The following is a 12,799-nucleotide window of genomic DNA, read 5'->3' as shown; positions in this document are numbered from 1 at the left end:
AAGGCTGATCCATGGGCAGCGGAGTCTGGCCCACCGACGTCTACGAGGCCGCGCGACGCTACCGCGCCGGCACCGGCGCCAGCGCGTTCGCCTACAGCGACGGCGGCGCCACCACCGTCCACCCCGCCCTGGACCCCCTGGGGGTGACCGTCCGGGAGAGCCGGGACAGCGACGAGCACCCCGAGTCGCTGGCCATCGCCGTCCTGTTCGACGTGACCGGCTCCATGGGCCGGGTGCCCCGGGCGCTGCAGGCCAGGCTGCCGAACCTGCTGGGGCTGCTGCTGCGCAAGGGGTACGTCGAGCACCCGCAGATCATGTTCGGCGCGATCGGCGACGCCACCTGCGACCGGGCGCCGCTGCAGGTGGGACAGTTCGAGTCCGACAACCGCATGGACGACGACCTGGGCAGGATCCTGCTGGAGGGCGGAGGCGGCGGCCAGATGATGGAGTCCTATGAGCTGGCCATGTACTTCATGGCCCGGCACACCTCCATCGACTGCTTCGAGAAGCGGGGCCGTCGCGGCTACCTGTTCATGATCGGCGACGAGCTGGCCTATCCGAGGGTGGACCGCCGGCTGGTCGCCGGCGTGATCGGCGACCAGCCGACCGAGGACGTCCGCACCGAGGACATCGTGGCCGAGCTGCGCCGGATGTACGAGGTGTACTTCATCATCCCCGAGGGCGGCCACCACTCCGGCGACCGGCGGCTGTGGGAGTTCTGGCGCGGGCTGCTCGGCGAACGCGTTCTGCCCCTGGACGATCTGGACGCGGTGTGCGAGACCATCGCGCTCGCCATCGGGATGAACGAAGAGGCCATCGACCTCGCCGAAGGGCTGGCGCATCTGGCCGAGTTCGGCAGCGACGCCGGGCCGGCGGTGTCGCGGGCGCTGGCCCGGCTGGACTCCCACCGCTCGCCCATGGCCGTCTTCTCCGCCCCGGGCGATCCGGACCGGGAGCGGCCGCGGCGCACCAGGCGGCTGTGATGCCCCACCGGATCGTGGTGGACCTCGGGTTCGGGGACGCCGGGAAGGGCACCGTCGTGGACTGGCTGTGCGCTCGGGGGCCGCAGCCGGTCCACACGGTGGTGCGGTTCAACGGAGGAGCCCAGGCGGCGCACAACGTGGTGGCCGACGACGGACGGCACCACACGTTCGCGCAGTTCGGATCGGGCACCCTCACCCCTGGCGTGCGCACCCATCTGTCGCGGTTCATGCTGGTCGACCCGCTGGCGCTGGCCGCCGAGGAACGGCACCTGGCCGCCCTCGGAGTCCGCGACGCGCTCGACCGGCTGACCGTGGACGGGGACGCGCTGCTCACCACGCCCTACCACCGGGCCGCCGGCCGCGCGCGGGAGATCGCGCGCGGGGCGGCCCGGCACGGGTCCTGCGGGATGGGCGTCGGCGAGACCATGGCGTACGCGCTGGCCCGCCCGCAGGAGGCGCCCCGGGTGGCCGACTGCCGGTCCCCGGCGCGGCTGCGGCGGCTGCTGGGCCGCCTGCGGGACCGGGTGCGCGAGGAGTTCCCCGACGCGGAGGCGACGCCGCCGGTCGAGGACTGCGCGGAGGCGTTCGCCGAGTTCGGCGAGCGGGTCGCGATCGTGGACGGCGAGCATCTGAAGAGGCTGCTGCGGGCGGGACCGGCGGTCTTCGAGGGGGCGCAGGGCGTGCTGCTGGACGAGTGGCACGGCCTCCACCCGTACACGACCTGGTCCACGACCACGTTCGCCAACGCCGAGACGCTGTTGGAGGAGGCGGGCGCGCAGGCCGAGCGGCTGGGGGTGGTGCGGACCTACATGACCCGGCACGGTCCCGGGCCGTTCGTCACCGAGGATCCGGCGTTGACCGCCGACCTGCCGGACCGGCACAACGGATTCGGCCCCTGGCAGGGCGCGTTCCGGGTGGGGCATCTGGACCTGGTGGCGCTGCGGTACGCGCTGGAGGCGACCGGCGGGGTCGACGCGCTGGCCGTCACCCACCTGGACGTGGCCCGGGGCCGCGACGACCTGCTGGTGTGCCGGGCGTACGAGATCGACGGCGAGCGGGTGGAACGGCTGCCGGTCGGGCCCCCGGGCGATCTGGAACGTCAGGAGCGGCTGACCCGCCGTCTGCTCGCCGCCCGTCCGGTGTACGAGCCGCCCGCCGATCCGGTGGAGGCGCTGGAGTCCCTGGGACCGCCGATCGTGTTGCGCTCCCATGGGCCGACGGCCTCGGACAAGGTGCCGGGCGGGGCGCTCGGCCCGCCCGGCCGGCGGGCGGATCGAGCGGCTCCGGCGGGTCGTCGGTGAACGGCCGCCCGGTGTCGGGCCGCAGATCCCATGCGGCGGCGCACCCGGGCGCCTTCCCCGACCGGACGCCGGTCCGTCACCGCGGGTTCGCGTCGATCATGATGCGATTGCTCACACCGGAGGGTGCAACCGTTTCGTCGGCCTTCTCCGTCTGATCATCGGTTCGATCGCGCGGCCAGCGCTTGGACGATACGGAGACCGACGATGTTCAACCCCCTGCGTTCCCTGATCGCCCTGGCTCTGGGCGGTGCCCTCCTGGCATCCAGCGGGTGCGCCCTCAAACTCGACGTCCCCTCCTCCGACGAGAGCCCCCGACCGGGAGCCTCCGCGCCGCGCACCACCGGCAGCCCGCAGCCCGCCGACGCCGGCGGCCCCACCCCGAGCAAGCCGATCAACGAGGCCGAGCTCCAGCACGACATCGCCGCGGCGCAGCGGGTGGTGGACGCCTTCTGGCGCAGGCACTGGTCGGATCACTTCACCGGCGTCTACCGGTCCCCCCGGATCCGGGGAGGCTACGACGGCAACAACCTGGCCGCCGCCCCGACCTGCGCCGGACAGCCGGCGGCCAAGTTCAACGCCTTCTACTGCATCCCCGAGGACTACATCGCCTGGGACATCAACCTGATGCGCGCCGGTTACGCCGAGGGCGACGCCTGGGTGTACCTGATCATCGCCCACGAGTGGGGCCACGCCATCCAGAACCGGCTGAAGGTGAACCTGGTGGCGCTGCAGAAGGAGCTGCAGGCCGACTGCCTGGCCGGCGCCGCCCTGTACGGCGCCAAGGCGGACGGGATCCTGATCTTCGAGGAGGGCGACGTCAAGGAGCTGTCCAACGGCCTGGTCGCGGTCGGCGACGAGACCGAGTGGACCAACCCGCGCGACCACGGCGACCCCATCGAGCGGATCACCGCCTTCGGCCGGGGTCGGGACGGCGGCGTCCGCGCCTGCCTCCCCAAGACCGCGGGCGCCTGATCCCTCCGCCGGCCCCGTCCGGCCGCACGCGCACGACCCCCGGCGGGGACCGCGGTCCCCGCCGGGGGTCTTCCCGTCGCGCCCGCCGCGCGGGCGGGTCAGTCCTCGGCCAGGCGCCGCTCCACCGACTCGACCTTGGCGGTGAGGGCGTCGGTCACACCGGGCCGGATGTCGGCCTTGAGCACGACGCTGACCCTGGGGGCGCGGGCGGCGACGGCCTCCGTCGCCGCCTTGACCACGGCCATCACCTCGTCCCACTCGCCCTCGATCGTGGTGAACATGGCGTCGGTCCGGTTGGGCAGGCCACTGGCCCGCACCACCCGGACCGCCTCGGCCACCAGCTCACCGACTCCCTCCCCCGCACCGAGCGGGGTCACCGAGAAAGCGACCAGCACGTCGCATCCACCTCTTTCCGTTCCGGCCTCGGGTACCGGTTATCACCCCGCCCGTGCACCCCGCACCACGGCGACGCCGGCCCGGCGGGCGGTCGCCGACCCGGCCGGCGTCGCCGGGCCGGCTCACACGACGCCGCTGGGCACGGTCTCCCGCTCGTCCCGCCGGACGGCCTCCGCGTGCAGCGGCACCAGCGGCGACATCCGGGCGAACCAGCACAATGCGTCGTACCGCTCGGCGAGCCTGGTCGGCACGAACCGCCGACGGTCGCGATCGGGGTCGTACGCCACGCCGATCGCGCGGTGGCCGCGGGGGACGTTCAGCCACTCCTGCTCGGGGCCGTCGGAGAACACGAACAACGCGTGGTCCAGTTCCACGTCGGCGGCCAGCAGCGCCTCCAGCGACCCGGGCACCGGCCGCGGCACCGGCATGACCTCCATGGGGGCGCCCCACCGCGGCGCGGCGATGATCTGGCCGTGGCCGCCGGCGAACCCCACCGCCACCACCCGGTCCCGGCCGTGCCGGTCGCGGACCAGCTGCCCGAGGGTGACCATGCCGTGCTCGGCCATCGGGGTGGCGCGTCCGTCGCCGACGTGGGTGTTGTGCGCCCACACCACGGCCCGCGCTCCCGGGCCGTGGAAGTCCAGCAGCCGATCCAGGGTGTCGGCCAGGTGGACGCTGCGCGCGTTCCACGCCCCGATCCCGCCGCCGAGCATCGTCCGGTAGTGGCGTTCGGCGCCGGCCGCGACCTCGGCGCTCTGCCAGGCGTCCAGCTCCTGCGCCAGGCCCCCGGCCGGGCGCGGCACGGCGGCGCGGCGCAGCCGGGTCAGCAGCGCCATGACCTCCTCGAGGCACTCCTCGGGCACCAGTGCGCGGCGCCGGGCCTGCTCCTGCGGGTCCCGTCCGGCCGGTTCCAGGCAGCGGTAGGCGGCCAGCGTCTCCTCGAGGCGCTCGGGCCGGTGGTCGGCGACATGGTCCAGCACCGTCCGCAGCGAGTCCCACATGCTGTAAAGGTCCAGGCCGTAGAAGCCGACCCGGCGTTCGGGCGGCAGGGTCAGGTTGTGGTCGCGCAGCCGGCGGCAGAACCGCGCCGTCTCGGCGTTGGCCCACAGCCAGGAAGGCCAGCGGCGCCGGCCCTCCAGCACGTCGCCGGGGTCCGAGACGGCCCCCGGCGCGCCGACGACGCTGCGGTCGACCTCCCGGAAGTCCGGCCAGTCCCCGTCGACGGCGACGAAGGAGAAGCCGTGTTCGCAGACGAGCCGGCGGGTCAGCGCGGCCCGCCAGGCGCAGAACTCGTGCACGCCGTGGCCGGCCTCGCCCAGCAGGACGATCCGGGCGCCGCCGATGCGGTCCAGCAGCGGACCGAGGTCGTCCTCGACCTCCAGCGGCAGGGCGGCGCCCAGCACGTCGGTCTCGTCAGGGGTCTTGTCGATCATGGCGCTCCTCCAGCCTCGTCCCTCGTCCTCAGGACCCTCGCCCCGGCCGCTCCCGGCCGCCTCCCCTGCCCGCCCGGAGCGCACGCGGTCCCGAGGCGCTCGCGGTCGGGTCGTCCGTCACCGAGCGCCTTCCCCGTTTGCCGGGTTCAATGCGGTGCCCACCGGGTTCAATGCGGTGGAAGACGGGCGCATCGGTCCGCCTCCAGCGGGCACGACCCCGACATGCCCGAGCTCGAACTGCGCAGCGACGCCTTCGAGGACCACGCGCCGATCCCCGCCGAGCACTCCCACGCCGCCGGCGACGTCCCGCCGCCGCTGGAGTGGTCGAACGCGCCCGAGGAGGCGGCCGAACTGGTCCTGCTGTGCGAGGACCCCGACGCTCCCGTGGGGACGTTCGCGCACTGGCGGCCGGCGGGGATCCCGCCGCGGACCCGGGGCCTGCGGGCGGGCGAGAGCCCCGCCGAGGCGGTGCAGGGCCGCAACGACTACGGGAGGACCGGCTACGGCGGCCCGCATCCGCCGGTCGGAGACGAGCCGCACCGTTGCCTCTTCCGGCCGGTCGCGCCGTCGGAGCCGTCGGGCCTGCGTCCCGGCCTCACCGCCGATGAGTGCCGGAAGGCGATCGAGGGGAAGGCGATCGGCACCGGCACCCTCGTCGGAACCTTCGGCAGGTAGCCGATGCCGGTGCACGACCGACGGCCTCCGGCCAGCGACGAGCCGCTCACCGCGCGCAGCGCCCTGGGCGTCCGCGCCCTGCTGTCGGCCCTGGCCCTGGTGGCCGGTCTCGCCGGGGCGGCGCTGTTCGGCGCCGCCGCGATCGGCGGCGGAGAGCCGGGGGCCGGGCTGTGGATCGCGGCCGCGATCTGCGCGGCGGTCGTGGTGATCGCCGTGATCGATCTGTGGGTGCTGCGTCGCCGCAGCCGGCGCGACCGCGACCGGACGGCCGGGTAGGCGATCGGACGCGCCGGCCGCGGCCGGGCGGGAGCGGAGACGACCGGGCGACGTGCGGGCGGCGCCAGGGGGCCTCATGTCCCGACGACGGCGGTGCATCCGTCTCCGGAGCGGACCCGCAGAGGCACCGGAGAGAAAGCCCGGGAGGAGGCCCGGAGAACGGCACCGGGCCCGCCCCTCCGGGCGGGCCCGGTGTGCGCGGGACGTCAGAGCACGCCGGGGCGCGGGACGTCAGAGCACGCCGGGGCGCGGGACGTCAGAGCACGCCGGGGCGCGGGACGTCAGAGCGGAGGACGCCGGTCCTGCAGCTCGTCGTGGCCGTCGAGCGGGCTGACGGTCTTGAGCTGGAAGGTGGTGGCGTCGGCGACGCCGAGCCAGCGGCGCAGCGCGCTCACGGCCTGTTCGCGCTGCCGCTGCGGCAGGCGCTCGATCAGGCGGGCGCTGTGGTTGAGGCCCTCGACCTCGTACCACAGGGAGTCACGGGTGCCCGGGCCCAGGCGGAACGGCTCGGCGCCCCACGGGTCGTTCCCGCCGTAGAGGAACATCAGGCGGCTGCCCTGGGTGCGCACCCACCGGTCGATGTCGGCCATCGCGCGGGGATCGAAGCGCATCTGTCCGCGCAGCCCGGCCGGGACGAACTGGCGCGGCTCATAGATCTTCGGGTAGCGCCGCACGTCCTTGAGGTGGCGGAACTTGGGCGACGGCCAGCCGAGCTGGGTGCCCGCCTGGAAGTAGTACGGCACGTACGGCTCCAGCCCCTGGTCGGTGTAGAAGGAAAAGCCCGCGGTGGCGTCGACGAACTCCCACAGCTCGTCGGTGGAGGCGTCGGCGGACGGCACCTTGACGCAGTCGGACTCCAGCGAGTACTGCCAGAACGCCCACTCCACGTCGAGAACAGTGGCCTCCAGCGCCCGGTCCGCATCGCCGAGGTTGGCGAAGGTGTAACCGTTCTCTTTCGCGTACTCCCGGTAGCGCTGCACGAACTCCTCGCGCCGCTCGAGGACCTCGTGCTGGACTTCCTTGAGCCGTTCGCGGCAGGCGGGATCGGAACCGACCGTTTCGAAGAAACGGTCGTAGGCCTTGTCCTCGCTGTTGACCACGTCGTTGGGCGCGACATAGGCGACGGTCGCGTCCACGTCGTCGGGGTAGAAACGGCGGTGGTAGACCGAGGTCATGCCGCCCTTGCTGGCCCCGGTGGACACCCATTTGGCCGAGTAGATCGGCTTGAGCGCCTCGACCAGCCGGTGGTGGTCGGTGGCCGCCTGCCAGATGGTCAGCGTGGACCAGTCCGCCGGCTGCGGCCGCGACGGCGTGAAGAACCGCTGCTCGACGGAGATCTGGTTGCCGTCCACCAGCTGCGCCGGCTCCGACCGCGAGGGCAGCTCGCTGACGTGGTAGCCGGTGGTGTGCAGCACCATCGGCCGATCGGTGTCCTTGTGCAGCAGGGTGAACCGTTGCTCGAACGTCCCCGCCTGCGGCCGCCGATGGTCGACGGGCTGCCGGTAGCTCAGCATGAAGAACCGGTAGCCGGGGTCGCCGGAGGGCCGCTCCCACAGCACGGTCATGCCGGGAATGGCCTCGAGACGTTCGGCGATGTCGTCCGCCTGCTCGGCCCCGGCCGGGATCGCCGTGCCCAGGGACATCACGCCGGCGAGGGTCACAGCCGTGAGCGTTCGTCCGCCCCAGCCTCTCATCCGCACCTCCAGGGAATGCGTCATGTCGCCGTGACCTTAGGGGCGAACAGACCGTGAATGCCATTTGTCCGTTCCGTTTTGTTACACACCCGTAGTCAACTGCGGTGTGTTTTGACCGGAAATGGCCACAGCCGGCGGCGTCCCCCGAACACGCGCCCTCTTCCATGACGCACGAGAACCCCGCCTTCGCCGAAAAGGCCCCGCCGCAGGCTCCGATACCCGCGTCGCGGGCGTCCCGATCACGGCGCCCCGGAACGGGCGGCCGTCTCCCGGTCCCGGTCGTCTGGAGGCGCGGCGCTCATCGCCCGTCCGGCCCCGCCGTGCACGCCGCCGACGGGGCCGGTGCGCGCGGCGGAGAGGAAGGGAGATGCGGCGGCGGATCGGCGCGGACGGGTCGAGGGCACGGGCGCGCGGAGGGCGGGACGAGGGATCCCGGGCGAGGCCCGCGCAGGGAGATCCGGGGACCTTGAACGAGCGTGAACGAGGGGAGCGGTGAGGGGGCTCGGACGCCAGGGGCTGCGAACGGACCCTTGAGCACCCTCGCCCGGCGTCTGTGTGGGGCGGGTGGGGCTCGAACCCACGACCCACGGATTATGAGTCCGCTGCTCTGACCGGCTGAGCTACCGCCCCCGACGAGCGGCGCGTGGTCCACCCGTGCTCGCCGCGGCAATGATAACCGCGGGGGTGACGGACGGCCACCGAGAATCACCTCCCGGGCCCGCCGGGACATCACCGATCATCACTCCCATGCAGTGACGCATCGGGCGGCACGTCGGTAGGGTCCGCCCTATGTCGTGGATCCGAGGTCCGATCGCCGCACTGCTGGCATGCCTGGTCGCGCTCACCGGCTGCTCGGGCGACCCCGAACGGAAGAAGAACGAGACCGCCCTGCCGCCGGGCGAGCAGACGCTGCAGCAGGCGGCCGCAGCGATGCGCGACCTGAAGAGCGTCGCGTTCACCATCACCACCGAAGGGCGGCCCGACATCGCGGTGCGGGGCGGCGAGGTGAAGCTGCTCAGATCCGGCGACGCCCAGGGGCGGCTGCAGATCCAGCAGGCGGGCCTGACGGTGGAGACCGACTTCGTGCTGGTCGGCGACACCGTGTACTACAAGGGCCTGACCGGGGCCGGCTACCAGAAGGCGCCCCGGAGCCAGATCATCGCGCTGTACGACCCGTCGGCGGTGCTGGACCCGCAACGGGGCCTGGCCAAGCTGCTGACGGCGGCGCGGTCGCCGCGGACCGAGGCGCGGGAGCGGGTCGGCGGCAAGGACGCCTACAAGGTCAAGGTGACGGTGCCCGAGGAGACGGCGGCCCCCCTGGTCCCGGGCCTGGGCGCGGACCTGACCGGGCACGTGTGGGTGTCCGCCGCCGACCACCGGCTGCTGAAGGTGCGCGGCACGGTCCCGGTGTCCTCGGGCGACGGGGACGGCGCGGTGACGATCACCTTCACCGAGTTCGACGCCGCCTACACGTTCAAGCCCTCGGCGTGACCGATGGGCGGTCCGGTGCGCGGGCGCGGCGTCGCGATCGGCGTCGGCGGCGCGGTGGTGCTGCTGGCGGCGCTGGACGCCTATGTGATCACCACCATCTTCACCCAGGTCCTCGATGATCTGGGCATCCCGATCAACCGGCTGGAGCGGGCCACCCCGATCCTGACCGGCTTCCTGCTGGGATACGTGGCGGCGATGCCGCTGCTGGGCCGGCTGTCGGACCGCTACGGGCGGCGTCCGCTGCTGCACGGCTGCCTGCTGGTCTTCGCCGTCGGGTCGGCGCTGACGGCGCTCGCCGGCGACCTGGTCACGGTGGTGACCGGCCGGGCGCTGCAGGGGGTGGCCGGAGGGGCGCTGCTGCCGGTGACCATGGCGCTGGCCGGGGATCTGTGGGAGGAGCGACGCCGCCCGGTGGTGCTGGGCGCCGTCGGTGCGGCGCAGGAGCTGGGCAGCGTGCTCGGCCCGCTGTACGGGGCGGGCGTCGCGGCCTGGCTGGGCGACTGGCGGGCGATCTTCTGGATCAACGTCCCGGTCGCGCTGGCCGCCATGGCGGCGGTGCAGCTGACCGTCCCGGCCGACGCCCGGCCCGCCGTCCGCCCGCGGATCGACGTGGCGGGCGGGGTGCTGCTGGCGGTGGGTCTGGGCCTGCTGGTGGCGGGCCTGCACAACGACGAGCCCGCCGAGGGGCCGCTGCCCCCGTGGGGCCCGCCGATGCTCGGACTGGGCGCGGCGGCGCTGGTCGCGTTCGTGGTGTGGGAGGTCCGCGCGAAGACCCGGCTGCTGGACCTGACCGGGGTGCGGCGGGGACCGTTCCTGGCCGCGCTGGGGGTCAGCTTCCTGTCCGGCGCGGCGTTGATGGTCACGCTGGTGGACGTGCAGCTCGTCGCGCAGACGCTGCTGGGCGAGGACTCGACGGGAGGCGCGCTGATCCTGGTGCGCTTCCTGGCGGCCCTGCCGGTCGCGGCGGTGCTGGGCGGGCTGGCGGCGCATCGGATCGGCGACCGGTGGCCGATGGTCGTCGGGATGGCGCTGGCGGCGGCGGGCTATCTGCTCATCGCGGGCTGGCCCGCCGATCCGGCCGCCGCCTCCTACGGTCCGCTCCCCCGCATGGACGTCGACCTGGTGATCACCGGATTCGGGCTGGGACTGGTGATCGCGCCGGTGTCCTCGGCGGGGCTGCGCGGGATGCCCGCCGCCCAGCACGGCGTGGCCTCGGCGGCGGTGGTGGTGACCCGGATGATGGGGATGCTGCTGGGCGTCTCGGCGCTGACCGCGTGGGGATTGCACCGGTTCCGGTCGCTGACCGCCGATCTGCAGATGCCGCTGGCGTTCGGGCTGCCGGCCGAGGAGGCGCGGCGGCGGCTGGTGGAGTATCAGGCGGCGGTGCAGGAGGCGCTGCGCACCGAGTACCGGGAGATCTTCTGGATCACCGCGGGGCTGTGCGCGCTGGGCGCGCTGCTGGCGCTGGCGGTCCGGCACCGCCCGGCCGGACCGGAGGAGTCGAAGGATCCGGAGTCCGCCGACGCGACCGACGACGGCGCGACCGGCGGCGCCGCGGGCCGTGTGGTCGCCCCACCGCCCGGGAATACCGTCTGACCAGAGGGTACGACACCTCTCAGCGGGACCCCCTACCCGGGAGGTGGCACAGCGATGCGCTGGCCAGAGGGCGGCGGGGCGCCCACACGGCTGGGGCGCCTGCGGCGGCGTTTCGGATTCGACCGCAACGAGATGCGTCGGCGGGTCGACCGCGTCCAGTGGACGGTGGGCGTGACGCTCGTGCTGGTGTTCCTGCTCGCCGCCCCCGCGCTGGCGGTGTGGGCGGGCGCCCGGGCGTACGACGCGGGGGTGCGCGCCGAACGTCGGCAGCACGCCACCCGCTGGGAGGCGACGGCCACGGTGACCGGGCCCGGCGGGGTGTCCGGCGAGCGGTACCTGCACCGGACCGTGCAGGCCACCTGGCGGGCCCCGAACGGCGCGGTCCGCTCCGGACGGATCCCGGCCTGGAAGGACGCCGAGGTGGGCGCCCGCCGGCAGATCTGGGTGGACCGCTCCGGCAGGCCCGTCGCCCGGCCCCGGCCGCATTCGCGCACCCTGGTCGACGCCGGGTACGCCGCCGTCGGCGGGACGGCGGGCGTGGGGGCGCCGCTGCTGTTCGTCTACTGGCTGGTGCGGCGGCGCTGCGACCGGATCCGGTACGCCCAGTGGGACGCCGAGTGGGCCCGGATCGACCCGCACCGGATCAGCTGAGACCGGGCCGGCCGGTCAGGCGGGACGGCGTTCCCGGGAGGCGTCCGTCGTCACCAGGTCGAGCGCGTCCAGGGCCAGCGCCAGCTCCACCACGTCCCGCGGCCGGTGCAGAGAGCGCGAGGTGAGCTGCTCCAGCCTGCGCAGCCGGTTGAAGACGGTGTTGCGGTGGCAGTACAGGCGGGCCGCGGTCCGCGCCGCCGAGCCCTCGCAGTCCAGCCAGGCCGCCAGGGTCTCCAACAGCACCTCCCGGTCCGCCGGGTCCAGGGCCTCCAGCGGGCCGAGCACCGTGTCGCCCAGATAGCCGGACAGTTCCGGCTGGGACACCACCAGCGCGACCGGCAGCCGCTCGTCCAGCCGGACGATCCGGTGGTCCTGCGGCCGGCAGGTCTGCAGCGCCACCTCGGCCAGCCAGCGGGCCCGGCCCAGCGCCGCCAGCCCCTCCACCGCGGGGCTGATCCCGGCCTGCCCGGTGAACAGCGGACGCAGCGCCGTCGCCACGTCCTGCGGGTTCCGGTCGCCCAGCTCCACCACGGCCACGTCGGCGTCGGCGCGCACCCGCCACACGAACCGCAGGTCGCCGACCCGCTCGGGGCGCCGGAAGCCCTCGTCGCGGCGCAGCGGGCGCAGCACCGCCACCGCGTACCGGCCGTTCATCGGCAGGTCCAGCGCCGCGGCGGCGACCTTGGCCAGCCCGCCGTCGGCGCCGCGGCCCTCCAACAGGGCGTCCAGCAGCGCCGCCATCCGCTCGTCGCTGCGCCGCAGCAGCTCCGACTCGGTCCGCCGGTAGGCCTCGGCGACCGCGTTGGACTGCAGCTCGTTGGTGTGCCACACGATGCTGGCGAAGCGCAGCAGCACCGGCAGCGAGTCGGGGTCGGACTCGGAGACGACCTCGATCATCGCCTCCCAGCAGACCCGCCCGCCGACCCGGAACGCGCGCAGCAGCGACTCCAGCGGCAGCCCCTGCTCGGCGCGCCGACGGCCGATCACCACCGCGGTGGTGACCACCGGCTCCTCGCCCAGCGCGCGACGCGCCATGTGGTCGATGCTCTCGCGCAGGATCTGGTGGATGGTCTGCCACAGATCGTCATGCGGCACAAAGTCGGCGTAGCCCGGATCGTCGGCGAGGATCTCGGCGACCACCCGGTCGGTGAGGTCGTCGAGCCGTTCCAGCAGGCGCCGCGACACCGCGCCGGCCACCTCGGCCAGGCGCTGATCAGCGATGACGGGGATGGCAGCAGGCAAGGTTGCCCTCCTCCTCGGTGACGTGCATCACCCTGCCATGCACCGCCCGGCGCTTCATACCAGGGGGACCCGAAACGGGCCCGCGTTGT

The 12,799-nt window shown here is 74.0% G+C and carries 12 protein-coding genes and 1 tRNA gene; 8 read left to right on the top strand and 5 right to left on the bottom strand.

From position 1 onward, the window contains the following. Positions 1-11: 11 nt before the first annotated feature. From EIO00_RS16980 to EIO00_RS16970, 3 genes are all read left to right on the top strand, one after another. Positions 12-983: a hypothetical protein gene (locus tag EIO00_RS16980; protein WP_241661410.1), complete on the top strand. Its 972-nt coding sequence runs from the start codon at positions 12-14 to the stop codon at positions 981-983. After that, on the top strand, positions 983-2,284 hold the full coding sequence (locus EIO00_RS16975) for an adenylosuccinate synthetase (RefSeq protein ID WP_140180109.1): 1,302 nt from the start codon (positions 983-985) through the stop codon (positions 2,282-2,284). Before EIO00_RS16980 ends, EIO00_RS16975 begins: the two co-directional genes overlap by 1 nt. Positions 2,285-2,488: 204 nt before the next feature. Beyond that, positions 2,489-3,256, top strand: a complete 768-nt coding sequence (locus EIO00_RS16970) for a neutral zinc metallopeptidase (protein ID WP_140180107.1) — start codon at positions 2,489-2,491, stop codon at positions 3,254-3,256. A gap of 98 nt (positions 3,257-3,354) precedes the next feature. Here EIO00_RS16970 and EIO00_RS16965 read toward each other — a convergent pair whose 3' ends face one another. Next, complete coding sequence (locus tag EIO00_RS16965; protein WP_140180105.1) at positions 3,355-3,651, bottom strand: MTH1187 family thiamine-binding protein; 297 nt, start codon at positions 3,649-3,651, stop codon at positions 3,355-3,357. 123 nt (positions 3,652-3,774) lie between these two features. Continuing rightward, the gene (locus tag EIO00_RS16960) at positions 3,775-5,085 is read right to left on the bottom strand and encodes an erythromycin esterase family protein (RefSeq protein ID WP_140180103.1); all 1,311 of its coding nucleotides are present in this window, start codon (positions 5,083-5,085) and stop codon (positions 3,775-3,777) included. Between the two features lie 222 nt (positions 5,086-5,307). On the opposite strand from EIO00_RS16960, the gene EIO00_RS16955 reads away from it, so the two are divergent. Then, the gene (locus EIO00_RS16955) at positions 5,308-5,760 is read left to right on the top strand and encodes a YbhB/YbcL family Raf kinase inhibitor-like protein (RefSeq protein ID WP_140180102.1); all 453 of its coding nucleotides are present in this window, start codon (positions 5,308-5,310) and stop codon (positions 5,758-5,760) included. A 9-nt stretch (positions 5,761-5,769) separates the two neighbouring features. Continuing rightward, complete coding sequence (locus EIO00_RS16950; RefSeq protein WP_140180100.1) at positions 5,770-6,036, top strand: DUF6343 family protein; 267 nt, start codon at positions 5,770-5,772, stop codon at positions 6,034-6,036. Between the two features lie 281 nt (positions 6,037-6,317). On the opposite strand, the gene EIO00_RS16945 is transcribed toward EIO00_RS16950, so the two are convergent. Then, a complete protein-coding gene (locus tag EIO00_RS16945; protein WP_241661409.1) occupies positions 6,318-7,697 on the bottom strand; it encodes a S28 family serine protease in 1,380 nt (459 codons plus the stop codon). A gap of 589 nt (positions 7,698-8,286) precedes the next feature. Beyond that, positions 8,287-8,360 (bottom strand) — tRNA-Ile (locus EIO00_RS16940). Positions 8,361-8,519: 159 nt separating this feature from the next. On the opposite strand from EIO00_RS16940, the gene EIO00_RS16935 reads away from it, so the two are divergent. The 3 genes from EIO00_RS16935 to EIO00_RS16925 are packed head-to-tail and all read left to right on the top strand — an operon-like array spanning position 8,520 to position 11,468. Continuing rightward, positions 8,520-9,221, top strand: coding sequence for an LppX_LprAFG lipoprotein (locus tag EIO00_RS16935; protein ID WP_140180098.1), 702 nt, complete (start codon positions 8,520-8,522; stop codon positions 9,219-9,221). A 3-nt stretch (positions 9,222-9,224) separates the two neighbouring features. Continuing rightward, positions 9,225-10,817 (top strand): MFS transporter, encoded by a 1,593-nt coding sequence (locus EIO00_RS16930; RefSeq protein ID WP_140180096.1) that lies wholly within the window; start codon positions 9,225-9,227, stop codon positions 10,815-10,817. Positions 10,818-10,871: 54 nt separating this feature from the next. After that, complete coding sequence (locus tag EIO00_RS16925) at positions 10,872-11,468, top strand: Rv1733c family protein (RefSeq protein ID WP_140180094.1); 597 nt, start codon at positions 10,872-10,874, stop codon at positions 11,466-11,468. 15 nt (positions 11,469-11,483) lie between these two features. Here EIO00_RS16925 and EIO00_RS16920 read toward each other — a convergent pair whose 3' ends face one another. After that, positions 11,484-12,710: a PucR family transcriptional regulator gene (locus tag EIO00_RS16920; protein WP_241661408.1), complete on the bottom strand. Its 1,227-nt coding sequence runs from the start codon at positions 12,708-12,710 to the stop codon at positions 11,484-11,486. Between the last annotated feature and the right edge of the window lie 89 nt (positions 12,711-12,799).

Source organism: Thermomonospora catenispora, assembly GCF_006363815.1.
Taxonomy (GTDB): Bacteria; Actinomycetota; Actinomycetes; order Streptosporangiales; family Streptosporangiaceae; genus Thermomonospora; species Thermomonospora catenispora.
Note: the sequence above shows the minus strand (reverse complement) of the source record. Positions and strands in the feature narration are given on the sequence as shown.